Origin of the sequence: Streptomyces griseoloalbus (genome assembly GCA_014650015.1) — a bacterium.
Lineage (GTDB): Bacteria > Actinomycetota > Actinomycetes > Streptomycetales > Streptomycetaceae > Streptomyces > Streptomyces griseoloalbus.
Genome location: BMUD01000014.1, coordinates 171,127 through 193,306 on the forward strand (window position 1 = coordinate 171,127; position 22,180 = coordinate 193,306).

Below are 22,180 nucleotides of genomic sequence, written 5' to 3' on the forward strand. Positions count from 1 at the left end.
GACATGGACGTGGGGGACGAGGAGCAGGAGACGCACGAGACCGGCCGGCTGGGCCGGCGCGAGCAGGACGTCCTCGCGCTGGAACGCCGCGGCTTCACCGGCCCCGGCGTGAAGGAACGGGCCATCCGCGAGGAACTGGGCCTGGCCCCGGTCCGCTACTACCAGCTCCTCAACGCCCTCCTCGACGACCCCCGCGCCCTCGCCCACGACCCGGTGACGGTGAACCGCCTGCGCCGCGTCCGGGACACCCGCCGCACGGAACGCTGAGCGCCGTCAGCCGATCCGGTCCGCCGGTGCCGCGCCTGCGCCGGGTCCGGGACACCCGCCGCACGGAACGCTGAGCGCCGTCAGCCGGTCCGGTCCGCCGGTGCCGCGCCTGCGCCGCGTCCGGGACACCCGCCGTACGGAACGCTGAGCGCCGTCAGCCGGTCCGGTCCGCCAGTGCCCGCAGCAGGCGTACGACCCCCGCGGGGCCGTCGACCACCACGTCGGCGCGGTCGCGCAGTTCCGTGACCTCGTCGCTGCCGCTGCACACCAGCAGCCCCGGGACGCCGCTGTCGCGGAGTTTGTCGACGGCGGTGTAGGCGGGGAGGTCGCCCAGGTCGTCACCGGCGTACAGGACCGACTCGGCGCCGATCCTCCGGGCGTACTCCATCAGGGCGACGCCCTTGTCCATGCCGGGCGGGCGCAGCTCCAGCACCATGCGGCCCGGCTCGACGATCAGGCCGTGCCGGGTGGCGAGGTCGGTGAGCGGCTCGCGCAGCGCCTCGAAGGCGGCCTGCGGGTCGCCGGCCCGCCGGGTGTGGACGGCCACCGCCCGGCCCTTCTCCTCGATCCAGGTGCCCTGCCACGCGCCGACCCGGTCGAGCAGCCCCGGCAGCTCCGCGCGGGCGGCGGCGACGCCGGGGTGCGGGGCGGGCGCGGTGACCGTACCGGTGACGGCGTCCCAGCGCTCGGCGCCGTAGTGGCCGAGGACGACGAGGTGCTCCAGACCGGGGACGCCCGCGAAGCCCCCGTGCCGCACCGCGACACCCGCCGGCCGGCCGGTGACGACCGCGACCGCGGCCACCTTCGGCGCGAGGGCGGCGAGTGCGGGCACCGCGTCCGGGTGCGCGCGGGCCTGCTCGGGGTCGGCCACGATCGGCGCGAGCGTCCCGTCGAAGTCGAGCCCGATCAACGCCTTCCCCGGCCGCGCGAGAAGAGCCTCGAGCCCCTCCCGCCCGGCCCGCGCGGCGGGTGTCGGCAGGTCACCGGTGGCACCGCCTTCCGGGGTGTGCCCGTCCGTGGCCTTCGGGTCCGTGGAATCCGTATGGCTGCCCATACCGCCAACCTATCCACGCCCGCGCGCTCGCACGCCTGCCAGTCCGGCCATACCGGTCAGCCGGGCGTTTCGTCCCGCAGCGCGTCCAGCTGGCCCAGGAACCACTGGGCCGGCGGGAGCGCGGTCGCCGCCGCGGCCAGGCGCTTGCCGCGGTCGGCGCGCTCCCCCGCCCCCATCGTCAGCGCCTCGTGGAGGGCGTGGGCGGTCTCGACGACGTCGTAGGGGTTGACGGTGATCGCGTCCTCGCCCAGTTCCTCGTGGGCGCCCGCCTCCCGCGACAGGACCAGAGCGCAGCCCGCGTCGGAGACGACCGGGACCTCCTTGGCGACCAGGTTCATGCCGTCGCGGATCGGGTTGACCAGGGCGACGTCCGCCAGCCGGTAGGCGGCCAGCGAGCGCGCGAAGTCGTCCTTGACGTGCAGGACGACCGGCCGCCAGCCCGGCGTCCCGTACCGCTCGTTGATCTCCTCCGCCACCCGCCGCACCTCGGCGGTGTAGTCGCGGTACACGGCGAGATCCTGCCGGGAGGGGTAGGCGAAGGCGACGTGCACGACGCGTTCGCGCCACTCGGGGTGGTCCTCCAGGAGCTGCCGGTACGCCAGCAGACCGCGCACGATGTTCTTCGACAGCTCGGTGCGGTCGACCCTGACGATCGTCCGGCGCGCCCCGCCGTCGGGAGCCGTGCCGATCTCCTCCCGCAGCGCGACGATCCGCTCCTCGACGTCCGCCTCGTGGGACCGGGCACGCAGGAAGTCCGCGTCCGCCCCCAGCCCGTGCACCCCGATGCGGGTGTCCCCGAGCCCGCCCGCGAACCGCTCGCAGCACGCGGTGAACGCCTGTGCCCAGCGGTGGGTGAGGAAGCCGAGCCGGTCGGCGCCCAGCATCCCGCGCAGCACCTGATCCGCGATGTCGTCGGGCAGCATCCGGAAGTACTCCGGCGGCGCCCACGGGGTGTGCGAGAAGTGACCGATGCGCAGGTCGGGACGGAGCGCGCGGAGCATGCCCGGCACCAGCGTCAGGTGGTAGTCCTGCACGACCACCGCGGCCCCCTGCGCGGCCTCCTCGGCCAGCGCCTCGGCGAACGCGCGGTTGTAGGCCTCGTAGGACGCCCACTGGCGGCGGAACTCCGCGTCGAAGACCGGCTCCAGCGGTGTCTGGTACAGCATGTGGTGCACGAACCACAGGACCGAGTTGGCGATCCCGTTGTACGCGTCCGCGTGCACGTCCGCCGGGACGTCCAGCATCCGTACGCCGTCCTCGCCGACCCCGCGCCGTACGGCCTCGCGGTCGCCGTCGGACAGTGCCGAGCACACCCACAGCGCCCCCGCGTCCGGCCCGATCGCCGACAGCCCGGACACCAGCCCGCCGCCGCCCCGCCGGGCCCGCAGCGAACCGTCCTCACGCACGTCGTACGACACCGGTCCCCGATTGGAGGCGACCAGCACCTGAGCAGCACCGAAGCTTGAAGCCATACGCCTCAACCTAGCCCGGCCCATGAGCACTCAAACGTACGGATCCGCCGTATACGACCCTCAGGCCACCCTGCGCGTCCGGTACTCCGCGATCTCCGCCATCGGGGGGCGTTCCTCCGTGTCGACTGAGTACGTGCGGGGTTCGAAGGCGTCGCCGGTGCGCTCGAACTGGGTGAGGGACGGCCGGATGAGATGGCCGCGGGCCAGGCGCAGCTGGGCGGTGCGGTAGATCGCGGCGGCCATGCGGCCGAGGGCCTGGCCGTCCTGGTGGCGGTGTCTGCGGACGCCGACGTCGACCTGGGCCAGGGCGTCCAGGCCCACCAGGTGCAGGGCGTCGACCAGCATGCCGAGCTCGACGCCGTACCCGACGGGGAAGGGGAGCTGTTCCAACAGGGTGCGGCGGGCCGCGTACTCGCCGCCCAGCGGCTGGACGAAGCCGGCCAGCCGGGGCCAGTGCATGTTCAGCAGCGGGCGGGCCACCAGTTCCGTCACCCGGCCGCCCTGACCGGCGGCAGTGCCGAGCGGACGGTCGTACATGGCCTTGACCAGCTGCACGTCCGGCTCGGTGAGCAGCGGGCCGACGATGCCGGAGACGAAGTCGGAGGAGAACTCCCTGAGGTCCGCGTCGACGAAGCAGACGATGTCGCCCCGGGTGACCAGCAGGGACCGCCACAGCACCTCGCCCTTGCCGGGCACCGCCGGTATCCGGGGCAGGATCGCGTCCCGGTGCACCACGGTCGCGCCCGCTGCCGCCGCCACCCGCGCCGTGCGGTCGGTCGAGCCCGAGTCGACCACCACGACCTCGTCGACCAGCGGGGCCCGGAGCACCAGGTCGCGCCGGATCACCGACACGATCTCGCCGACCGTCGCCTCCTCGTTGAGCGCGGGCAGCACCACGCTCACCGTCTGACCCGTGGCACGCTTCGCGGCCAGGACCCGGTGGAGCGGGCGGTCGGCCGCCGACCAGGAACGGTCGGTCAGCCAGCGCTCGACTTCTTCCAGCACGACTCCCCGGCTCCTCACTGGCCTGTGATCCATCTCGCGGTTCGGACGACTATCTCAACCATGCAGGCCTTCGGTTACAGTCTTGAACAACGCCGATGACCTCCGCACGCCGGGGTCGTCGCGCCGACAACTGAACACCGCTCATCCAGAGGGGCAGAGGGATACGGCCCGATGAAGCCCCGGCAACCCTCCAGTCGGTTCTTGTCACACGGACGTGGCGAGGCTCCCGGCTAGGGAAGGTGCCAAATCCGTCTCACGGCGAGATGCGCCGTGAGGAAGATGAGGAGAAAGGGCCTCGCCTCACATGGCTGCGCAGACTGTCGCAAGCACCACCGATTCCGCCGCCGGCACCTCCGTCGATCTGGGCCCCGCCGCCGCGCTCTCCTGTCGCGAATGCGGTCACCGCGTCCCCCTCGGATCCGTCTTCGCCTGCGAGGAGTGTTTCGGCCCGCTGGAGATCGCCTACGACTTCTCGGCGTACGACACCGAGGAGCTCCGCAAGCGGATCGAGGCGGGACCCGCGAACATCTGGCGCTACGCGCCCCTGCTGCCCGTCCCGGCGGACGTGGCGACCAAGCCGAACATCAACCCCGGCTGGACCAAGCTCGTCCAGGCCGACAACCTCGCGCGCGAGCTCGGCGTCGACGCCGGCAAGCTCTTCGTCAAGGACGACTCCGGCAACCCGACGCACTCCTTCAAGGACCGCGTCGTCGCCCAGGCCATCGAGGCCGCCCGCGCCTTCGGCTTCACCACCCTGTCCTGCTCCTCCACCGGCAACCTCGCCGGTGCCGTGGGGGCCGCCGCCGCCCGGGCCGGCTTCCGCTCCTGCGTGTTCATCCCGCACGACCTGGAACAGGGCAAGGTCGTCATGGCCGCCGTCTACGGCGGTGACCTCGTCGGCATCGAGGGCAACTACGACGACGTGAACCGCTTCTGCTCCGAGCTGATCGGCGACCCGGCCGGCGAGGGCTGGGGCTTCGTCAACGTCAACCTGCGGCCGTACTACGCGGAGGGGTCGAAGACGCTCGCGTACGAGATCTGCGAGCAGCTGGGCTGGCGGCTCCCGGACCAGATCGTGGTCCCGATCGCGTCCGGCTCGCAGCTCACGAAGATCGACAAGGGTCTGCAGGAGCTGATCAAGCTCGGTCTGGTCGAGGACAAGCCGTACAGGATCTTCGGCGCGCAGGCCGAGGGCTGTTCGCCGGTGTCCACCGCGTACAAGGCCGGCCACGACGTCGTACGCCCGCAGAAGCCGAACACCATCGCCAAGTCGCTCGCCATCGGCAACCCGGCGGACGGGCCGTACGTGCTGGACATCGCGCGGCGCACCGGTGGTGCGGTGGAGGACGTGACGGACGAGCAGGTCGTCGACGCGATCAAGCTGCTCGCCCGCACCGAGGGCATCTTCGCGGAGACCGCGGGGGGTGTCACGGTCGGCGTGACCAGGAAGCTTGTCGAGAGCGGTGCGCTGGATCCGTCGTTGACGACGGTGGTGCTCAACACGGGCGATGGTCTGAAGACGCTGGACGCGGTGGCGGGGACGGGAATGACGGCGACGATCCGTCCCAGCCTCGACTCCTTCCGCGAGGCCGGTCTCGCGTAAGCGTCGCTCATTCATTCGTCTGCGGGCCGGTTGGTCGCGCAGTTCCCCGCGCCCCTAAGCACTACTGGGTGTCTCATCCGACCGGAGGTTTCCACGTGAGCGTTACCGTTCGTATCCCGACCATCCTGCGCACCTACACCGGTGGGCAGGCCGAGGTGAACGCCGAGGGGGCGACCCTGGGTGAGGTCATCGAGGACCTGGAGAAGAACCACACCGGGATCGCCGCCCGGGTCCTGGACGACCAGGGCAAGCTGCGCCGGTTCGTCAACGTCTACGTCAACGACGACGACGTCCGCTTCGAGCAGGGCCTCGGGACCGCCACCCCGGACGGCGCGGGCGTCTCCATCATCCCGGCGGTCGCCGGCGGCTGATCATTACCATCGGTAATGGCGGTTACCGAACGTTCGGGACATTGCCCCCTCCGTAAGAGAAGCGGAGGGGGCAATTCCATTGGATTGAGCGCGGTAGAGTTGGGGAACGCGCTCCCGATCCACTGATCGGAAACCCTGAATTCCTGCCGCATGCCCGACTGGATGTAGCCAAAGTGTGGGCACCTTCCGCGGCATTTGTGGCCTTTGTGTGGCCCGACTTGCCCCGAACTCGGGTGAATTCTCGCCATATTCCGGACCGACGTAGTCCAGATTTCTCGCCCGACTGACCTGTTGCAGAGGGCAGTTGGACAGATACATTCGGCCGCGGTCGACGCGTTCCGGCGCACGCCCCCAACCGTTGGGGGGTGAGGTCTGACCCGGATCCGCGAAGTGTGGATCTGTGCAAGGGCCAGTAATAGGGGAGTTAGGCATGGCTCAGGGCACCGTCAAGTGGTTCAACGCGGAGAAGGGGTACGGCTTCATCGCGGTCGACGGTGGTGCGGATGTTTTCGTCCACTACAGCGCGATCCAGATGGACGGCTACCGCACCCTCGAAGAAGGCCAGCGGGTCGAGTTCGAGATCTCGCAGGGTCAGAAGGGCCCGCAGGCCGACATGGTTCGTCTCAGCGCCTGAACGCGCTATCAGCCGCAAGTATCTTCTGCCGGCGAAGGGCTCGCACCCCCGGGGTGCGGGCCCTTCGCCGTGCCCGGGGCGGGTGGGCGGACGCCTTCTCGCGCGGCCGGGCACGCCCCGATCCCCGGAGGCGCTCGCGCCCACCCGTCACCCGGCCACCACCCCTCGACGGGCCCGCTTCGCGGGCGCGCCTTGCACTCGGAGGGGCCGAGTGCTAATCATTGCGTTAGCACTCTGAAGGTGAGAGTGACAACGTAAGGACCGGGTCGGTGAGGCCCGCGGGCCGGTGGGGCAAGGAACCACGGGGCCGGCGAGCCGTCCGTCGCGGGCGCGGGCGCGGTCCGAAGTAATCACCCCCAGTCCTGGAGGGACCACTTCACATGGCCAAGATCATCGCGTTCGACGAGGAGGCGCGGCGCGGCCTCGAGCGCGGCATGAACCAGCTCGCGGACGCCGTCAAGGTGACGCTCGGCCCCAAGGGCCGCAACGTCGTCCTCGAGAAGAAGTGGGGCGCCCCCACGATCACCAACGATGGTGTGTCCATCGCCAAGGAGATCGAGCTCGAGGACCCGTACGAGAAGATCGGCGCCGAGCTGGTCAAGGAAGTCGCCAAGAAGACGGACGACGTCGCCGGTGACGGTACGACCACCGCGACCGTTCTCGCCCAGGCCCTGGTCAAGGAGGGCCTGCGCAACGTCGCCGCCGGTGCCAACCCGATGGCTCTGAAGCGCGGTATCGAGAAGGCCGTCGAGGCCGTCTCCGGTGCCCTGCTGGAGCAGGCGAAGGACGTCGAGACCAAGGAGCAGATCGCCTCCACGGCCTCCATCTCCGCCGCCGACACCCAGATCGGCGAGCTCATCGCCGAGGCCATGGACAAGGTCGGCAAGGAAGGCGTCATCACCGTCGAGGAGTCCCAGACCTTCGGTCTGGAGCTGGAGCTCACCGAGGGTATGCGCTTCGACAAGGGCTACATCTCGGCGTACTTCGCCACCGACATGGAGCGTATGGAGGCCGTCCTCGACGACCCGTACATCCTGATCGCGAACTCCAAGATCTCCAACGTCAAGGACCTGCTCCCGCTCCTGGAGAAGGTCATGCAGTCGGGCAAGCCGCTGCTGATCATCGCCGAGGACGTCGAGGGCGAGGCCCTGTCGACCCTGGTCGTCAACAAGATCCGCGGCACCTTCAAGTCCGTCGCCGTCAAGGCTCCGGGCTTCGGTGACCGCCGCAAGGCCATGCTCGGCGACATCGCCATCCTCACGGGCGGCGAGGTCATCTCCGAGGAGGTCGGCCTCAAGCTGGAGAACGCCACGGTCGACCTCCTGGGCAAGGCCCGCAAGGTCGTCATCACCAAGGACGAGACCACCATCGTCGACGGTGCCGGCTCGGCCGACCAGGTCCAGGGCCGCGTGAACCAGATCCGCGCCGAGATCGAGAACAGCGACTCGGACTACGACCGCGAGAAGCTGCAGGAGCGCCTGGCGAAGCTCGCCGGCGGTGTCGCGGTCATCAAGGCCGGTGCCGCCACCGAGGTGGAGCTCAAGGAGCGCAAGCACCGCATCGAGGACGCCGTCCGCAACGCCAAGGCGGCCGTCGAGGAGGGCATCGTCGCCGGTGGTGGCGTGGCCCTGCTGCAGGCCTCCCAGGTGTTCGAGAAGCTGGAGCTCGAGGGTGACGAGGCGACCGGCGCCAACGCCGTGCGCATCGCGCTCGAGGCCCCGCTGAAGCAGATCGCCGTCAACGCCGGCCTCGAGGGCGGTGTCGTGGTGGAGAAGGTGCGCAACCTGACCCCGGGTCACGGCCTGAACGCCGCGACCGGCGAGTACGTCGACCTGGTCAAGGAAGGCATCATCGACCCGGCCAAGGTGACGCGCTCCGCGCTGCAGAACGCCGCGTCGATCGCCGCGCTGTTCCTCACCACCGAGGCCGTCATCGCCGACAAGCCGGAGAAGGCCGCGGCCCCGGCCGGCGGCGGCATGCCGGGCGGTGACATGGACTTCTGATCGACCGGTTCCGGTTGATCGACCGTCCTGCGTTGTCGAGGGCGGCACTCCCCGTACGACGGGGGGTGCCGCCCTCGGGCGTTTCAGGCGGTGCACCAAGGGACACGGCAGATGTGCGGCGCCGAGCCCCGCGGGCACAGGCCCCGCAGCACCGCCTTGCGGATCGCCCGCCGGGTCCGCAGCGAGCACACCAGGCGGACGCGCAGCTCGACCGGTTCGCGCGCGCCGCTGCCGCGGCCCGGATGCTCCAGGGCCCACTGCTCCGCCAGGTGGTCGTAGAGGTCGGCGGTCGTCATTCCGCTGTCGGGCAGCGTGCGCAGGACGGTCCGCCCGGCGATCCGGGCACTCCGTGACGCCACGGCCCCGTCGACGAGCGATTCGACCCAGGCCAGTCCCTCCTCGTCCGCGTACAGGCCGAAGCGCAGGGTGCGGGCTCTCACGGCGCCGTCCCGGTGTGAAGGCGCAGGGTGTACTCCATGCCCGTCATCCTGCGCCGACGCGCCCGGTGGGGCCAGGGAGTTCGGGAGGTGCGGGCGGGGGTGGCGGGGATCACATCCGGTTGGCTCCGGGTCGGCGGAATGTCTTCTCGCACTTCCCCGTTGGCGTGGTGGGCGTGTCAATGCACACGCACATACCATTTGGTACCCCAGCGAGGAGCCCCCACGTGACCGTCACCGCCTCCGACGCAGCAGCTCGAGCCGCCGGGATTCTCTCCCGGCCGGCCACGATCAACGGCCTGACCGTTCCCAACCGCATCGCCATGGCGCCGATGACCCGCATGTTCTCGCCCGGCGGTGTTCCCGGCGAGGACGTCGTGTCGTACTACTCCCGCCGTGCCGCCGCCGGTGTCGGGCTGATCGTCACCGAGGGCACGTACGTGGGTCACGAGTCCGCCGGGCTCAGCGACCGGGTGCCGCGGTTCCACGGGGAGGAGCAGCTCGCGGGCTGGGCGAAGGTCGCCGAGGCGGTGCACGCGGCGGGCGGCACGATCGTGCCGCAGCTCTGGCACATCGGCATGGTCCGTGAGCAGGGGCAGGCGCCGTACCCGGAGGCCCCGGCGGTCGGTCCGTCCGGGGTGCGCACGGACGGCACCGAGGGTACGGGCAAGGCGATGACGCAGGCCGACATCGACGCCGTCGTCGCCGCGTTCGCGCAGGCCGCGGCCGACGCCGAGCGCATCGGCTTCGACGGTGTCGAACTGCACGGCGCCCACGGCTACCTCATCGACCAGTTCCTGTGGTCCGGCACCAACCGCCGCGCCGACGCGTACGGCGGTGACCCGGTGGCCCGTACGAAGTTCGCGGCGGAGATCGTCGAGGCCGTCCGTGCGGTCGTGTCGCCGGAGTTCCCGGTCATCTTCCGCTACTCGCAGTGGAAGCAGGACGCCTACGACGCCCGGCTCGCCGAGACGCCCCAGGAGCTGGAGGCGATCCTCGCCCCGCTCTCCGCGGCCGGTGTCGACGCCTTCCACGCGTCCACGCGCCGCTACTGGCACCCGGAGTTCGACGGGTCCGACCTCAACCTGGCCGGCTGGACGAAGAAGCTGACCGGCAAGCCCGCCATCACGGTCGGCTCGGTCGGTCTGAACGGCGAGTTCCTCAAGGCGTTCCAGGGGCAGGGTGCCGAGCTGGGCGACCTCGACGACCTGCTCGACCGCATGGAGCGGGACGAGTTCGACCTCGTCGCCGTGGGCCGCGCGCTGCTGCAGGACCCGGAGTGGGCGGCCAAGGTGCTCGCGGGCCGCTTCGACGAGCTGGCGCCGTACGACGCGGCGTCGATCCAGACCCTGAGCTGAGCGGCCGGGCCGGGCGCCTCCTGATCCAGACGGGAGGCGCCCGGCGCGGACGGTTCCGGCGGCCCCGGCGGCACGACGCCCTGGCCCTGGCGCTCACCGTGTCAGAAGCCCAGATAGGTGATCTGGACGATGTGGACCCGTTCATGGCGCACGACGATCTGGTACCGGAACATTCCGCCGCGGATGGGGATGTCACCGCCCCTCGGGTCGGCCCCGTCGTATGCGCGGCCGTGCACGTACCGTGCTTCGGCTGCTCGGACCAACTCCTCTGCCGTGCGTTCCACTTCGGCGAGGAAGTCGGGCGGGGCGGTTCGGGCGGCATCCTCCGCGCCGAAGACGTACTCCCAGGTCCAGCTCAAGCGTGAACTGCCTTCATGGCCTCGTCCAGGACGGTGCTCAGCTCCCGCAGGGCCTCGCGGGCGGTGGCCGGGTCCTCGTGTTCGAGGTTGCTCTTGGCGCGGGCGTGGCGGGCGGTGAGGTCGGGGCGGCGGGCGATCTCGATGTCCCGGGCCCAGGTCAGGACCCAGCTTCGCACGGGGCTGAGGGACTGCCACTCGACTGCCTTGGCGAAGGCCTCGTCCTTCGTCCGCTGCATCTCCGGCAGGCGTCCCGGGTCGACGACGGCGAGGGCGGCCCGCAGGGCGTCGGGGGTCTGCTCGGGGCGGGGGACCAGCTCGTGTCCGTGGTCGGCCTGCGTGCTCATGGAGTCCTCCCGGGAGTGCACTGGCCAGGGTAGTCGTCCGGGACGGCTGGGGTATCGGGGTGCGAACATCGCGATGCGTTTCTCCTGTTCAGGCGGTCTGCGAAGGGGTACGGACGGGTGTGTCCAACCGGGTCAGCCCGCTTGCGCCGTTCGGCAGTCGCGGCAGCGGTTCTCGGTTTCGGGGGCGCGGAAGCCCCGGTCGCAGCCGTCGCAGTTGCGCATCTCGTGGCGGGGTGGCGGCGGAGCAGACGGGGCGTGGTACGGGGGCGGGGGTGGCAGTTGGGCGGTGAGGCGGTGGGCGAGGAGGGCTGCGGGGCGGCGCAGGGGGGCGTCCGGGAGGTCGGTGGTGAGGGCGTGGCGTACGGCGGTGGGGGTGACCTCGCGTTCCAGCCAGGCGGCGACTCCGGGGACCAGGTGCTCGGTGTCGGTGGCGGAGAGCAGGAGGCGGGGGTCGTGTCGGCGCAGGCCGGTGAGGAGGTCGGTGGCCTGCCGGCGGAGCGCGGTGGCCGCGGGGCGGCTGGGCTGGGGGACGGCGGGGAGGGCCTTGCGGGTGCGCGGGCCGCGCGGGTGGGGCGGGGGAGTTCCCTCCACCGGAGGTCGGGGGTGCGGGGCAGGGCGGGGCCGCGGGTCGGGGCAGCCGGTGTCGGCTGCCTGTCGCCGGTGGCTCGGCTGGTTGCAGGAGATCGTTCGGGTGATGATGCGGCCGGTGGACGTGCGGACGCGTTCGCGGCGCAGGTAGCCGTGGGCCTCCAGCTCGCGCAGGGCGGCGGCGATGCGGGTGGCGCCCTCGGGGAAGCGTGCGGTCAGCGACTTGATGTCGGCGCCGGCGCCGGTGGGCAGCGACTGGATGTGGCAGCCGAGGCCGATCGCGAGGAGCGACAGCTCCTTGTGCTGGGTGAGGTGGTTGCCGATCACCACGAAGCGGGTGGTGTGGCGGGTGTTCTCGTGGATGACGCCGCCGGTGTGGTGACGCGATCGGGTCGGATCGCCGGCTGCGGCTGACTCGGCGCGCGGGGTCGCGCTAGGGTTTTGGGTATCCATCGGGAAGGTGCTGCTTCCTTGGTGGTCAGGCCCTCGCACTGGGATTGCAGTCCCGGCGGGGGCCGAAGCCTTTTCGGGGGTGTGTGCGCTGAGCGTAGGGGAGTCGGGGACCCGAAAATCCAGCTGAGCCGGTGATGTTCACCCGCCCGAGTGATCGCGTGCCTCGGGCGGGAGGGGTGGGGCTCGGTGGGGTTCCTTCTCCCCGGGTTCTTGCCTGGGAAGGCGCCGACGGCACCGGAGCTTCAGGACGTGGGTTTCGGTGGTGTGAGGCGTAGTTCGGCCCAGACGGTCTTGCGGGGGAAGCGGTCCTCGGTCACGCCCCACCGGTCGGCGAGCGACTCCACGATAAGCAGTTCGCGGCCCGACTCCGCGTCCGGGGCGGGCGGTTGGGGCTCGGGGAGGCGTTCGCCGCGCGTGTCGGTGACCTCGATGCGGAGCGTGCTGTCGATCAGGTACAGCGCGAGGCGGAAGTCCCGGAGCGGGGCTCGCCGTAAGTGAACCGTGCGACGGGCGTTGCCAGGTATTCACTTGCTTAAGTCAATCAATCTCCATATGGTTGCCTGAGTCAAGTAGACCTGAGTCACGACGGAGACCTCCTTCATGTCCGACGCACTCGACCGGTCCGCCGCCGCCGGGACCGCCCCGCCGCCCCACCCGACCGCCGTGGTGGCCGTGCTGGCCTTCGGCGGCATCGTGGTCTCGCTGATGCAGACCCTGGTGATCCCGATCGTGGGGCAGCTGCCGCAGCTCCTGAACGCCTCGGCGTCGGACACCGCCTGGGCCGTCACCGCCACCCTGCTCGCCGCGGCCGTAGCCACCCCGGTCATGGGCCGCCTCGGCGACATGTACGGCAAGCGCCGCATGCTGCTGCTCAGCCTGGCCATGCTGGTGACCGGCTCCATGGTCGCCGGACTCAGCGACTCCCTCGTCCCGATGATCGTCGGCCGCGCCCTGCAGGGCCTGTCGTCCGGTGTGATCCCGCTCGGCATCAGCATCCTGCGCGACGAACTGCCCGCGGAGCGGCTGGGCTCGGCGACCGCGATGATCAGTGCCTCGCTCGGGGTGGGCGGCGCCCTCGGCCTGCCCGCCGCCGCCCTCATCGCCGACAACTTCGACTGGCACACGCTGTTCTGGACCTCGGCCGTCCTGGGCGTCGTCGCGCTGGTCCTGGTGCTGCTCCTCGTGCCGGAGTCGAAGGTGCGCACGGGCGGCCGGTTCGACCTGACCGGCGCGGCCGGGATGGCGGCCGGTCTGATCTGTCTGCTGCTGGCGATCTCCAAGGGGGCCGACTGGGGCTGGTCCAGCGGCACCACCCTCGGCCTGTTCGCGGCGGCCGTGGTCATCCTGGCGGCCTGGGGATATTTCGAACTGCGCGTCGACCAGCCGCTGGTGGACCTGCGTACCACCGCCCGTCCCCAGGTGCTGTTCACCAACCTCGCCTCGGTGGCGATCGGCTTCGGCATGTTCTCCATGTCCCTGGTCATCCCGCAGCTGCTGCAACTGCCCGAGCGGACCGGCTACGGCCTCGGCCAGTCGCTGCTGGCCGCCGGACTGGTCATGGCCCCGTCCGGTCTGGTGATGATGGCGCTGGCCCCCGTGTCCGCGCTGGTCTCCCGCGCCAAGGGCCCGAAGGTCACGCTGATGATCGGCGCGCTGATCGTGGCCGCGGGCTACGGCCTCAACGTCGCGCTCATGGACCAGGTCTGGCACTTCGTGCTGGCGTCCTGCGTCATCGGCGCCGGCATCGGTTTCACCTACGGCGCGATGCCCGCGCTCATCATGGGCGCGGTGCCCGCCTCCGAGACGGGTGCAGCCAACAGCCTCAACACGCTGATGCGGTCCATCGGCACCTCCTTCGCCAGCGCCGTCGCCGGTGTCGTACTGGCCCAGATGACCACGCCGTTCGGCTCGTACGTGCTGCCCGGCGAGGACGGTTTCCGCACCGTCCTGGCGCTCGGGGCCGGGGCCGCGCTGGTCGGCTTCGCCATCGCCGCGTTCATCCCGCGGCAGCGTCCGGCCGGCGGCGCGAACGCCCCGGCCGCCGTCGACCCGGCCCGCGCTCACGAGGCCTCCGGGGCGCAGGCGTAGGGTCGTTGACCGATCGGCGGTCGCCGCCCGGTCCCGTACGGGGCGGCGACCGCGGGTCAGCGGCCCCCGCACGGTCCCGTACCGGGCGGCGGCCGCGGGGCAGACGCGCACCACCTGCCCGCACGACCCACCGGCCCGCAGTGAGGAGACCTCGATGACGACGTCCGAGCCCCACCCGCCGACGGCGGACCCGACCGGCCCCGTGGTGCGCACCGCCTCGGGTGCCGTACGCGGGCGGCACGAGAGCGGGCTGACGGTCTTCCGCGGCATCCCCTTCGCCGAACCGCCGGTCGGCGAGGCGCGGTTCGCCGCCCCGCGTCCGGCCCGCGCCTGGGACGGCGTGCGCGAGGCGTACGCGTTCGGCCCGCCGCCCCCGCAGGAACCCGGCTTCGTCGAGGGACGCACGGCCCCGGCCGCCGCGGCCGGCGACGACTGGCTCACCGTCAACGTCTGGACGCCCGACCCCGACCCGGCCGCCCACCGCCCCGTGATGGTGTGGCTGTACGGCGGCGCCTACCGGCTCGGCCACTCCGGCAGCCCCGGCTACGACGCCCGCCGCATCGCGAGCGACGGCGACCTCGTCGTCGTCACCCTCAACTACCGCGTCGGAATGGAGGGGTTCGCCCACATCGAGGGCGCGCCCGCCAACCGGGGACTGCTGGACCAGGTGGCCGCGCTGGAGTGGGTGCGGGACAACATCACGGCGTTCGGCGGCGACCCCGGGCAGGTCACCGTGTTCGGGGAGTCCGCGGGCGCCGGTTCCGTCGCCGCGCTGCTGGCGATGGACCGCGCGGCCGGGCTGTTCCACCGGGCCATCGCGCAGAGCGTGCCCGGCACGTACTTCTCCGACGCCCTCGCCCGCGACATCGGCACCGCGCTCGCCGCAGAGGCGGGAGTGCGGCCGACGGTGGCGGACCTGTCCGCCGTGGACCCGGGCAAGCTGACCGCCGTGGGACAGTCGCTGGGCGCGAGGATGATCCAGTACGCGGACCGCTGGGGGCAGGCCGCGCCCACGGCCACGCCGTACGCGCCGGTCGTCGACGGTGACGTCCTGCCGGTCACACCCTGGCAGGCGCTCGCGGCGGGAGCGGCCCGGGACGTCGACCTGCTCACCGGGCACAACCGCGACGAGTACCGCCTGTTCCTCGCCCTGGCCGGCCGCCTCGGACAGATCACCGAGCAGCAGGCGACGGCGGCCCTGCGGATGTACGCCCCCGGCCCGGACGGGGAACGGGCCTACCGCGCCGCCTTCCCCGAGGCGTCCGCGGGCGAGCTGTGCGAGCGGGTGCAGACCGACTGGCTGTTCGCCATGCCCACCCTGCGGCTGGCCGAGGCACAGCTCGCGGGCGGCGGCCGGGCCCACCTCTACGAGCTGACCTGGCCGGCCCCGGGCAACGGCGGCGCCCTGGGCGCCTGCCACGGCCTGGACATCCCCCTGCTCTTCGGCACCTTCGAGGCCGACCTCGGGATCCTGCTGTTCGCCGGGACCGAACCGACGGAACAGGCCAGGGCGCTGTCGTCGCGGTTCCGTGCCTCCTGGACGGCGTTCGCGCGGACCGGCGACCCCGGCTGGCCGGCGTACGACGCACAGCGGCGCCAGGTGCGGGTGATGGACGCGGAGCCGACGGTGGCGCCGTACCCGCAGGAGGTCTCGCGCCGCCTGTGGGAGGGTTACGACTTCGCGCCCCTGCCCCTGCTGTAAGAGGCCAGGGGGTGCCCGTCCGCACGGGCTACAGGTTGCCCATCGGCTCGATGTCGGCCTTCACCGGCGTCCCCCACACGCGCAGCACCTCGTAGTCGGTGAACTCGTGCACGAGCCGGTACGCCATGGCGGGCCGGGGCCCGCGCCGCTGCGCCGCGATGTACAGCTCCGCCTCGCGCCGGTCCCGGCGCGGGGTGCCGCACAGTTGCCATGCCTGGCCGTTCCACCGTTCCGGCAGCCAGCGCTGCTGCGGCTGCGGCCGGTCCTCGCGCATGCCGTACCGGGACGGGGTGGGCTCGGCGGGCCGGTGCTGCGGGGCCGGGCCGTTGAACTCGGCGCGGCGGGCGGTGCGGCGCCGGGTCTCGCACAGCAGGCACAGGTCCGGGGCGCTCTTGTCGACCGGGCCGGTGGGGTGCTCCGCGCAGCGCGTACGGGGCGCGGCCGTGGTGACGCTCTCCTCCAGCAGGTCGAGGGCCCGCCGCAGGTCGTCCTTCACTTCGTGCAGCCGGGCGTCCGGGGTGTCGGCGGACAGCGCCTCACCGTGCTCACCGAGAACACGCAGGGCGCGGCCCAGGGCGGTGAGCTGCGCGTGGTTCATGGTGGTGGTCTCCGGGTCGGGTGGTTCCAGTATCCCAGCCGTCCAGGGGCGGGTGCCCGCCGCGGTCAGGCGCCCGCCTGCGCCTTCGCCAGGGCCGCGCGCAGATGGCCGGCGGACTCGGCCAGGAGGCGGGCGGCCGTCGGGCCGTCCACGCCGGCCAGGATGACCAGGATGGCGGGCTTGACCTCGCCGTCCGTGGCGGCCAGGGCGCGTTCGATGACGTCGTCCTCCGCCCCCGTCACCTGGGCGACGATCCGGCGGGAGCGGGCGCGCAGCTTCTCGTTGGAGGCGCGGACGTCGACCATCAGATTCCCGTACGTCTTGCCCAGCCGGATCATCGTGATCGTCGACAGCATGTTGAGGACGAGTTTCTGCGCCGTACCGGCCTTGAGGCGGGTGGAGCCGGTGAGGAACTCCGGACCCACCACGACCTCGATGCCGTGCTCGGCCGCCGCCGCCAGCGCGCTGCCCGGGTTGCAGGCCAGGCCCACGGTGAGCGCGCCGCGCGCGCGGGCGTACTCGACGGCGCCGATCGCGTAGGGGGTGCGGCCGGAGGCGGAGACGCCGACCACCGTGTCGTCGGCGGTCAGGGCCAGCGCGGCCAGATCGGACTCGGCCAGCTCGCGGGAGTCCTCGGCGCCCTCCACCGAGGTGACCATGGCGTCGGGGCCGCCGGCGATGAGGCCGACCACCCGTGCCGGGTCGGTGCTGAAGGTCGGCGGGCACTCGGAGGCGTCCAGCACGCCCAGCCGGCCGGCGGTGCCCGCGCCCGCGTAGACCAGCCGGCCGCCCCGGGCCATCCGGTCGGCGAGGGCGTCGATCGCGGCGGCGATCCGGGGCAGCTGCTCGGTCACGGCACCGGCCACCGTGGCGTCCTCGCGGTTCATCAGCCGGGCGATGTCGAGGGTGGGCAGCCGGTCGACGTCCGCCAGCTCCGGGCGGAACGCCTCGGTGGTCAGCGTCTCCAACTGGGAGCGGAGATCGCGGGGGTGGGAGGGAGAGGCCATGGCGGTGTCTTTCCAGTCTGGGGTCGGGCGGCATACCTGGGGGCGCGGGGCTGTGCTGACATACGGCTCCGCCGCTGGGCGCGATCAGCCACGGACCGACTGCGTCTCCACGACGATGCGGCCCTACGGTCCCCTGCGAGCCGCTTGGTGCCGGTGCGCCAACGCCTCGTAGGAAGAGGCCAGCGCCGGCGCCGCCGACTCGTACGTCCGCTGGGCGACCCCCACGAACAGGCAGTCGACCACCAGCAGCTGACTGGTCCGGGACGACATCGCGGCCGGGCGCAGCTCGCTCTCGCGGGCCGTGGACGTGGTCAGGACGTGGTCGGCGTACTGCGTGACGGGGCTGTCCGGGCGGCCGGTGACCGCCACCGTGGTCGCCCCGTGCTCGAAGGCGACCCGGAGCGGTTCGATGACGTCCCCGGTCGATCCGGAGTGGGTGATGGCGATCGCCACGTCACCTGCGCGCAGCTGCACCGCGTTGGTGACGGCCAGGTGCGGGTCGCTGTGGGCGTGCGCCAACAGGCCTATGCGCAGCAGTTTCTGGGTGAGGTCCTGGGCGACCAGCCCCGACGCGCCGACCCCGTACACATCGGTGCGGCGGGCGCCGGCCAGGGCGGTCACGGCCGCGGCGAGCTGCACGGTGTCCAGGCCGGCCGCGGTGTCGGCGAGGGTCTGCTGCTCGTCGTAGGCGAGCTTGGCCACGACATCGGCGATGGGGTCGTCCACCGCGATGTCCGTGGTGATGGCGGGGGCGCGGCCGGACTGCTGCTGGGCGGCGAGACCGGCCAGGGCCAGGCGCAGATCGCGGTAGCCGGGGTAGCCGAGCAGGCGGGCGGTGCGGACGACGGTGGCCTCGCTGGTACCGGTGAGGCCGGCGAGTCCGGTGACCGTGAGGGCCGCGCAGCCGGCCGGGTCGTCGGCGACGGCTTCGGCGACCCGCTGCATGGAACGGGTCATCGACGGCGCCAGCGTGCGCACCTTGGCGGCGAGGGCGGCGGGCGCGGGCGGGGCGACGGGGGAGCCGCCCGGACTGCCCGGGTCACCCGAGCCCCGGCCGCCCCCGAAACTTTCCTTCACTTCATTGGTCACGGTATGAAAGATATTTTCGTCCCGGTCGTGTGGTCAAGAGTGCGCACAATAGGGGCATGGACCCCCACTGCCCCGGCGAACCCGGCGCCCACCCGGTCAGCCCCCTGGAACAAGCGTTGCACGCGGCCCGCGCCCTCGTGATCGCCGATCTGGTCGCGCGCGAGGTCGCCGAGGCGGACGTGGTGTCGCTGGTCGAGGAGTCCGTCACCCACCGGCGCTGGTGGGTCGAACAGTGGCCGGAAGGCGCCGGGTTCCTCGCCGGCCTGATCGCCCAGGACGTCCAGGACGCCCTGCTGGAGCGGTACGGGCGCTGGCCACTGTGTTCGGTGTGCGGCTCCGGCGACCCGCACGCGCTGGACGTGGAGCCGGAACTCGGCCCCGATCCGCACTGGGTGTGCCACAAGGCGGGCGTGAGGGTCGCGGCGGTGGGCGGACTGGGCCGGGCCACGGGCGGAGCGGTCTCCTCGTGACGGTGTACATCGACCCGCCGACCTGGCCCGGACACGGGCGGATGTGGTCCCACCTGGTCAGCGATCTCTCCTACGACGAACTGCACACCTTCGCCGACCGCCTGGGCGTGCCCCGCCGCGCCTTCGAACGCGACCACTACGACATCCCCGAGCACCGGTACGCCGAGGTGGTGCGTGCCGGTGCCGTCGAGGTCAGCAGCCGCGAGGTGGTGCGGCTGCTGCACGGGGCGGGACTGCGGCGCCGCAAGGGCGCCGGTACGGGTACGGCTACGGCTACGGGTACGGCTACGGGTCAGGGTCAGCCGCGCAGTTCGTAGGTGTACTGGCCGCCGTCCTGCGCGACGCGGGTGAACCCGGCGCGGGTGACGACGTTCTGCGAGGGCACGTTCTCCCGCTCGACGACGGCCGTCACGGTGCGCACGCCGTCCTGCGCGAGCGCCCACGCCGACAGGGTGCGCAGGGCCTCGGTGGCGTAACCGTGGCCGCGGGCGCCCTCGACGAGGTCGTAGCCGATCTCCACGCGGCCGTCGCCGTCGGGGACACCGTGGAAGCCCATCGCGCCCACCGCGCGGTCGTCCTCGCGCCGGACCAGCACGTACATGCCCCACTCCGGGTGGAACACGCCTTCCTCGTACTGCTTGACCATGATCCCGGCGCCCTCACGGGTGCCCTCGGCCGCAGCCCCGCCGACCCACTCGTAGCCGCCGTCACCGGCCAGGGACAGGTCGGCGGATGTCGCCGGGGCGACGCCCTCCAGGGTGAGCCGCTCGGACCGGAGCACCGGGTTGTTGCTCCAGCGCCACTGGGTGACGGGCTCCCGGCCCGGCAGCTCGCCACGCCCGGTGGCCCACAGCAGGGTCTGCCACGGGGTGGGGCCGGGGCGGACCCGCGGGAAGATCCGGGTGAGGACGAAGGAGGCCAGCTCGGCCGGCGGTTCGTAGGGGAGCCGCATCCCCTCGGCGATGTCGTGCGTGTGCAGCAGGACCTCGGCCACGCCCATCGCGGCGAAGCCCTCGCGGTTCGCGTGCCGGAAGGGGTACGGGTGGAAGGCGCGCACGGCGCGCGGGGTGGTGCGGACGGCGGCGGCGAGCAGGGCGCCGGTCGTGGCGATCACCTGGAGGGCGCCCGCGTTGTCGGCGGGGTCCAGGCCGTCCTCGCTGCCGTCGAGCGTGATCTCGAAGGGCACGTACGCGTCCTGCGCCCGTCCGGCGATCTGTCCCGCGTACGCGATGAGATCACTCGCGATGTGCGCCGCCGTCTCCCGGCAGCTCCACTCCAGCCGCCCGGCCCTCACCTTCTTCCAGTCCCGGTCGGTGACCGCCCCCAGTGCCGCCACGCAGTCCGCGACGGCTTCCTCCACCTGTTCCGCTCCCACAGCACCCATGCGGGGCAGGCTAGGAGGGCGGCGCCGCCGGCGTCGACAGCATTTCCAGCTCGCCGCGCACGTTGTAGCGGGCGGTGGCCTCCCAGTGCTGCTGCCCGTAGGGGGTGCGGAAGAGGCGGGGCAGGGCGAGAAGGTGGCGCAGCACGTCGGCGCGGCCCGCGCGGAAGGCGTCGTTCGGCACGAAGTGGTACTCCTCGCGGACGGCGGCGGTGTAGGCGGCGTACGACGACGGCGACGAGGCGAGGACCGCCAGGTCGGCGTCGCACAGCACCTGGCCGTCGCGGTCGTCGTCGGCGGGGTCGTGCGTGACCGTGAGCCGGACCAGCCGGGCCACCTCGGCGGTCTTCTCCGCCGGCACCCCGGCCTCGGGCAGCGCGCGCTCGGCGAGGCGGGCGGAGCGTTCCTCGTTCTCGGAGCGGTCGGGCAGGTACACGGCGTCGTGGAACCAGGCGGCGAGCCGTACGACGTCCGGGTCCACCGCGTGTTCCGCCAGCTCGTCGATGTGGTCGAGGACCGCCGTGAGATGGGCGGGCGTGTGGTAGTGCCGGTGCGGTTCCTGCCAGCGGGCGAGCAGGTCGTCGGCGTACGGCCCGGGGCCGGGACCGCCGTCGGGGCCGCGGGCCCCTTCCAGGGCGCGGACGAATCGGGCACGCAGGGCTTCGGTGTCGGCCATGGGGCCAGTGTCTCCGGTGGGTGCCCGGTCCGTGTCCCCGAAACGGCTCCCTCGGGCAGCGAGTCCCGCGTCCGTCGATCCGGTCGGCGGAGAGGTCGTGGCCGGCGACGGGGCCGCGGGAGGCATCCTGCGCCGCCTGTCGGTGTCTCACCGGCCGGGCCGTGCCCTCGGGCGGGAGCAGGACCAACTGCGCGGGCGCGGGCGGATGATGACGGGGTGGTACGGACGATCTTTCGCTGGATAGTGTGAGCCGGCGGAAGGTGAACAACCATGCGCATGTCGTCCACCGGGGCTCCACCCGGCGACATGCGGGCAGCCGACATCAGGGAGACCGGGGCATGACCAGCCAGGCGCAACCGACGTTCGTCCTCGTCCACGGAGCCTTCGCGAACTCCTTCTCCTTCGCGCCGCTCCAGGCCGAACTGGGCCTCCTCGGGCACCGTTCGGTCGCCGTCGACCTGCCCGGCCACGGATTCGGGGCGACCTACACCCGCGCCTACCAGGCACCGCAGGACCCCGAAGGGCTCGCCACCGCTCCCGGGTCGATCAAAGGCGTCACGCTCGCGGACAACGCCGCGCACCTGATCACGATCCTGGAGCGGGCCAAGCGGAACGGCCCCGTGATCCTCGTCGCCCACAGCCGCGGCGGCATCACGGCCACGGCCGCGGCCAACGCGCGGCCGGACCTGATCGACCGGATCGTCTATGTCGCGGCCTGGTGCCCGGTCGTCCTCGACGTGGGCGACTACTACTCCGAGCCGGAGATGGCCACGGTCGACGCCGCCTCCCTGGGCCTGGCGATGGCCGGGAACCCGGCCGAACTCGGCCTGCTCCGCGTCAACTTCCGCACCGCGGACCCCGACGCCCTCGCGGCGTTCAAGGCGGCCTTCCTCGCCGACGGCACCGACGAGGAGTTCCTGACCTTCCTCAACACCTTCCAGCCCGACGAGAACCTGGACGTCGGCACCTCCGCCGACCGGGCGCAGGCCGCGACCTGGGGCCGCGTCCCGAAGACCTTCGTCCGCCTGGCCGACGACGCGAGCATGCCGCTCGCCCTGCAGGACCGGCTGATCCGCGAGGGCGACGAGCTGACGCCGGACAACCCGTACGACGTCCGCACCCTCCAGGGAAGCCACCTGAAGTGGTTGGTCGACCCGGCGCCGGCGGCCCGGGTGCTGGGCGACCTCGCCGCGCGGCTCTGACGGCGGCGTCGGCTTCGAG

General features: G+C 72.3%; 23 protein-coding genes, 1 pseudogene and 1 riboswitch. Of the genes and pseudogenes, 11 read left to right on the plus strand and 13 right to left on the minus strand.

Annotation, left to right across the window (positions count from 1 at the left end):
• Positions 1–3: 3 nt before the first annotated feature.
• Positions 4–267: a DUF3263 domain-containing protein gene (locus IE178_RS22055; RefSeq protein ID WP_184763911.1), complete on the plus strand. Its 264-nt coding sequence runs from the start codon at positions 4–6 to the stop codon at positions 265–267.
• A gap of 154 nt (positions 268–421) precedes the next feature.
• Here the strand turns inward: IE178_RS22055 and otsB are convergent, their stop codons facing one another.
• The 3 genes from otsB to IE178_RS22070 are packed head-to-tail and all read right to left on the minus strand — an operon-like array spanning position 422 to position 3,798.
• Positions 422–1,321 carry a trehalose-phosphatase gene (gene otsB / locus IE178_RS22060; RefSeq protein WP_184763910.1) on the minus strand — a complete coding sequence of 300 codons (900 nt, stop codon included), beginning with the start codon at positions 1,319–1,321 and terminating at the stop codon, positions 422–424.
• A gap of 56 nt (positions 1,322–1,377) precedes the next feature.
• Complete coding sequence (locus IE178_RS22065) at positions 1,378–2,793, minus strand: alpha,alpha-trehalose-phosphate synthase (UDP-forming) (protein ID WP_193513497.1); 1,416 nt, start codon at positions 2,791–2,793, stop codon at positions 1,378–1,380.
• Between the two features lie 60 nt (positions 2,794–2,853).
• Positions 2,854–3,798 carry a glucosyl-3-phosphoglycerate synthase gene (locus IE178_RS22070; protein WP_193513498.1) on the minus strand — a complete coding sequence of 315 codons (945 nt, stop codon included), beginning with the start codon at positions 3,796–3,798 and terminating at the stop codon, positions 2,854–2,856.
• A 138-nt stretch (positions 3,799–3,936) separates the two neighbouring features.
• Positions 3,937–4,084: riboswitch (SAM riboswitch) on the plus strand.
• Between the two features lie 18 nt (positions 4,085–4,102).
• On the opposite strand from IE178_RS22070, the gene thrC reads away from it, so the two are divergent.
• The 4 genes from thrC (at position 4,103) to groL (ending at position 8,409) form a co-directional block, all read left to right on the plus strand.
• On the plus strand, positions 4,103–5,401 hold the full coding sequence (gene thrC, locus IE178_RS22075; RefSeq protein ID WP_193513499.1) for a threonine synthase: 1,299 nt from the start codon (positions 4,103–4,105) through the stop codon (positions 5,399–5,401).
• A gap of 95 nt (positions 5,402–5,496) precedes the next feature.
• On the plus strand, positions 5,497–5,772 hold the full coding sequence (locus tag IE178_RS22080) for a MoaD/ThiS family protein (protein ID WP_184763906.1): 276 nt from the start codon (positions 5,497–5,499) through the stop codon (positions 5,770–5,772).
• Positions 5,773–6,202: 430 nt separating this feature from the next.
• Positions 6,203–6,406: a cold-shock protein gene (locus tag IE178_RS22085; RefSeq protein WP_004929928.1), complete on the plus strand. Its 204-nt coding sequence runs from the start codon at positions 6,203–6,205 to the stop codon at positions 6,404–6,406.
• Positions 6,407–6,786: 380 nt separating this feature from the next.
• Complete coding sequence (gene groL / locus IE178_RS22090; protein ID WP_184763905.1) at positions 6,787–8,409, plus strand: chaperonin GroEL; 1,623 nt, start codon at positions 6,787–6,789, stop codon at positions 8,407–8,409.
• Positions 8,410–8,492: 83 nt separating this feature from the next.
• On the opposite strand, the gene IE178_RS22095 is transcribed toward groL, so the two are convergent.
• A complete protein-coding gene (locus tag IE178_RS22095) occupies positions 8,493–8,849 on the minus strand; it encodes a hypothetical protein (RefSeq protein WP_193513500.1) in 357 nt (118 codons plus the stop codon).
• Positions 8,850–9,073: 224 nt separating this feature from the next.
• On the opposite strand from IE178_RS22095, the gene IE178_RS22100 reads away from it, so the two are divergent.
• Positions 9,074–10,204, plus strand: a complete 1,131-nt coding sequence (locus IE178_RS22100; RefSeq protein WP_193513501.1) for an NADH:flavin oxidoreductase — start codon at positions 9,074–9,076, stop codon at positions 10,202–10,204.
• A 101-nt stretch (positions 10,205–10,305) separates the two neighbouring features.
• Here the strand turns inward: IE178_RS22100 and IE178_RS22105 are convergent, their stop codons facing one another.
• From IE178_RS22105 to IE178_RS36115, 4 genes and pseudogenes are all read right to left on the minus strand, one after another.
• On the minus strand, positions 10,306–10,563 hold the full coding sequence (locus IE178_RS22105) for a hypothetical protein (protein WP_193513502.1): 258 nt from the start codon (positions 10,561–10,563) through the stop codon (positions 10,306–10,308).
• A complete protein-coding gene (locus IE178_RS22110; RefSeq protein WP_193513503.1) occupies positions 10,560–10,907 on the minus strand; it encodes a hypothetical protein in 348 nt (115 codons plus the stop codon). The genes IE178_RS22105 and IE178_RS22110 overlap by 4 nt, the downstream gene beginning before the upstream one ends.
• Before the next feature lie 132 nt (positions 10,908–11,039).
• Positions 11,040–11,948, minus strand: a complete 909-nt coding sequence (locus IE178_RS22115) for a helix-turn-helix domain-containing protein (protein ID WP_193513504.1) — start codon at positions 11,946–11,948, stop codon at positions 11,040–11,042.
• 242 nt (positions 11,949–12,190) lie between these two features.
• Positions 12,191–12,436, minus strand: a pseudogene (locus tag IE178_RS36115) (ATP-binding protein); the annotation flags it as partial.
• Between the two features lie 112 nt (positions 12,437–12,548).
• Between IE178_RS36115 and IE178_RS22120 the strand changes: the two are divergent.
• Positions 12,549–14,036, plus strand: coding sequence for an MFS transporter (locus IE178_RS22120; RefSeq protein ID WP_193513505.1), 1,488 nt, complete (start codon positions 12,549–12,551; stop codon positions 14,034–14,036).
• A 154-nt stretch (positions 14,037–14,190) separates the two neighbouring features.
• Positions 14,191–15,738 carry a carboxylesterase/lipase family protein gene (locus IE178_RS22125; protein WP_193513506.1) on the plus strand — a complete coding sequence of 516 codons (1,548 nt, stop codon included), beginning with the start codon at positions 14,191–14,193 and terminating at the stop codon, positions 15,736–15,738.
• A gap of 28 nt (positions 15,739–15,766) precedes the next feature.
• Here the strand turns inward: IE178_RS22125 and IE178_RS22130 are convergent, their stop codons facing one another.
• The 3 genes from IE178_RS22130 to IE178_RS22140 all read right to left on the minus strand — a co-directional run bounded on the left by IE178_RS22130 (position 15,767) and on the right by IE178_RS22140 (position 18,432).
• Positions 15,767–16,336 (minus strand): hypothetical protein, encoded by a 570-nt coding sequence (locus tag IE178_RS22130; RefSeq protein ID WP_184763897.1) that lies wholly within the window; start codon positions 16,334–16,336, stop codon positions 15,767–15,769.
• Between the two features lie 65 nt (positions 16,337–16,401).
• Positions 16,402–17,343: an N-acetylmuramic acid 6-phosphate etherase gene (gene murQ, locus IE178_RS22135; protein WP_193513507.1), complete on the minus strand. Its 942-nt coding sequence runs from the start codon at positions 17,341–17,343 to the stop codon at positions 16,402–16,404.
• A 123-nt stretch (positions 17,344–17,466) separates the two neighbouring features.
• Positions 17,467–18,432 (minus strand): MurR/RpiR family transcriptional regulator, encoded by a 966-nt coding sequence (locus IE178_RS22140; protein ID WP_184763895.1) that lies wholly within the window; start codon positions 18,430–18,432, stop codon positions 17,467–17,469.
• A gap of 56 nt (positions 18,433–18,488) precedes the next feature.
• On the opposite strand from IE178_RS22140, the gene IE178_RS22145 reads away from it, so the two are divergent.
• Positions 18,489–18,902, plus strand: coding sequence for a DUF8819 family protein (locus tag IE178_RS22145; RefSeq protein ID WP_193513508.1), 414 nt, complete (start codon positions 18,489–18,491; stop codon positions 18,900–18,902).
• Positions 18,899–19,219 (plus strand): DUF4031 domain-containing protein, encoded by a 321-nt coding sequence (locus tag IE178_RS22150; protein WP_229875740.1) that lies wholly within the window; start codon positions 18,899–18,901, stop codon positions 19,217–19,219. The genes IE178_RS22145 and IE178_RS22150 overlap by 4 nt, the downstream gene beginning before the upstream one ends.
• Here the strand turns inward: IE178_RS22150 and IE178_RS22155 are convergent.
• Positions 19,201–20,262, minus strand: coding sequence for a GNAT family N-acetyltransferase (locus IE178_RS22155; protein ID WP_193513533.1), 1,062 nt, complete (start codon positions 20,260–20,262; stop codon positions 19,201–19,203). The genes IE178_RS22150 and IE178_RS22155 overlap by 19 nt on opposite strands.
• Before the next feature lie 34 nt (positions 20,263–20,296).
• Positions 20,297–20,959 carry an HD domain-containing protein gene (locus IE178_RS22160; RefSeq protein WP_193513509.1) on the minus strand — a complete coding sequence of 221 codons (663 nt, stop codon included), beginning with the start codon at positions 20,957–20,959 and terminating at the stop codon, positions 20,297–20,299.
• 338 nt (positions 20,960–21,297) lie between these two features.
• On the opposite strand from IE178_RS22160, the gene IE178_RS22165 reads away from it, so the two are divergent.
• On the plus strand, positions 21,298–22,161 hold the full coding sequence (locus IE178_RS22165) for an alpha/beta hydrolase (protein ID WP_193513510.1): 864 nt from the start codon (positions 21,298–21,300) through the stop codon (positions 22,159–22,161).
• Positions 22,162–22,180: the final 19 nt, after the last annotated feature.

Excerpts from the sequence above, each read along its gene's own strand:
- otsB (WP_184763910.1), bottom strand. The coding sequence starts at position 1,321 with ATGGGCAGCCATACGGATTCCACGGACCCGAAGGCCACGGACGGGCAC.
- IE178_RS22130 (WP_184763897.1), bottom strand. The coding sequence starts at position 16,336 with ATGAACCACGCGCAGCTCACCGCCCTGGGCCGCGCCCTGCGTGTTCTC.
- IE178_RS22110 (WP_193513503.1), bottom strand. The coding sequence starts at position 10,907 with ATGAGCACGCAGGCCGACCACGGACACGAGCTGGTCCCCCGCCCCGAG.
- IE178_RS22085 (WP_004929928.1), top strand. The coding sequence starts at position 6,203 with ATGGCTCAGGGCACCGTCAAGTGGTTCAACGCGGAGAAGGGGTACGGC.
- IE178_RS22115 (WP_193513504.1), bottom strand. The coding sequence starts at position 11,948 with ATGGATACCCAAAACCCTAGCGCGACCCCGCGCGCCGAGTCAGCCGCA.
- murQ (WP_193513507.1), bottom strand. The coding sequence starts at position 17,343 with ATGGCCTCTCCCTCCCACCCCCGCGATCTCCGCTCCCAGTTGGAGACG.
- IE178_RS22165 (WP_193513510.1), top strand. The coding sequence starts at position 21,298 with ATGACCAGCCAGGCGCAACCGACGTTCGTCCTCGTCCACGGAGCCTTC.
- IE178_RS22125 (WP_193513506.1), top strand. The coding sequence starts at position 14,191 with ATGACGACGTCCGAGCCCCACCCGCCGACGGCGGACCCGACCGGCCCC.
- IE178_RS22160 (WP_193513509.1), bottom strand. The coding sequence starts at position 20,959 with ATGGCCGACACCGAAGCCCTGCGTGCCCGATTCGTCCGCGCCCTGGAA.
- IE178_RS22055 (WP_184763911.1), top strand. The coding sequence starts at position 4 with ATGGACGTGGGGGACGAGGAGCAGGAGACGCACGAGACCGGCCGGCTG.
- groL (WP_184763905.1), top strand. The coding sequence starts at position 6,787 with ATGGCCAAGATCATCGCGTTCGACGAGGAGGCGCGGCGCGGCCTCGAG.
- IE178_RS22065 (WP_193513497.1), bottom strand. The coding sequence starts at position 2,793 with ATGGCTTCAAGCTTCGGTGCTGCTCAGGTGCTGGTCGCCTCCAATCGG.
- IE178_RS22120 (WP_193513505.1), top strand. The coding sequence starts at position 12,549 with ATGTCCGACGCACTCGACCGGTCCGCCGCCGCCGGGACCGCCCCGCCG.
- IE178_RS22145 (WP_193513508.1), top strand. The coding sequence starts at position 18,489 with ATGGACCCCCACTGCCCCGGCGAACCCGGCGCCCACCCGGTCAGCCCC.
- thrC (WP_193513499.1), top strand. The coding sequence starts at position 4,103 with ATGGCTGCGCAGACTGTCGCAAGCACCACCGATTCCGCCGCCGGCACC.